This window comes from Pseudomonas sp. CM27 (assembly GCF_013179515.1).
Taxonomy (GTDB): Bacteria; Pseudomonadota; Gammaproteobacteria; order Pseudomonadales; family Pseudomonadaceae; genus Aquipseudomonas.
On the sequence record NZ_JABMCN010000484.1, the window covers coordinates 1 to 748 of the forward strand.

Consider the following 748-nt stretch of genomic DNA (forward strand, 5'->3'; position numbering starts at 1 on the left):
CGTCAATGATCTGGAAGCGGCCCTGCTTGGACTTCTTGATCGGCTTCTGCCCGGTGATCATCATCATCGGCATGCCGCCCAGGTAGGCGTAGGCGCTGGCGGTGACCAGGTTGGTGGCGCCAGGGCCAAGGGTCGACAGGCTGACGCCGGTCTTGCCGGTCAGGCGACCGTAGGTGGCAGCCATGAAACCTGCAGACTGCTCATGACGGGTCAGTACCAGCTTGATCTTCGACTTGCGCAGGGATTCGAGCAGGTCGAGGTTTTCTTCACCGGGAATGCCGAATACATACTCGACACCTTCGTTTTCCAGGCATTGCACAACGACATCGGCGGCCTTGGCCATCTTGCTTGCTACCTCAAGTGATGGGACGGTGGAAGTCCAGAAATGCGCAGCACGGTACGCTGGCATCGCCAGGCCCGGGGCAAGGAATGCTCCGAACCAAAGTCTTGACGCAGGGGGGGCGAGGGAAAGTCACGTAAATTGGGCGGGAATATTGTTGCAGTCTGCGCTGACAACGCCGCGGGGTCTGCCTGGGAGATCGGGGATGCAGGTTTTGCGGCCGCTGGGCGCCCGATCGCGACGCAAGGCCTACAAGGGAATGCATGCGGCTGATGTTTGGGGGCAGAAAGACAAAACCCCTACCTGCATGCGCAGATAGGGGTTTTGCGAAATGAATCTTGACGATGACCTACTCTCACATGGGGAGACCCCACACTACCATCGGCGATGCATCGTTTCACTACTGAG

The 748-nt window shown here is 59.0% G+C and carries 1 protein-coding gene; it reads right to left on the bottom strand.

What is annotated here, in order from left to right; translation table 11 throughout:
- On the bottom strand, positions 1-343 hold a 343-nt coding region (locus HP547_RS29105; protein ID WP_256676328.1), incomplete at its 3' end, for a thiamine pyrophosphate-binding protein.
- Between the last annotated feature and the right edge of the window lie 405 nt (positions 344-748).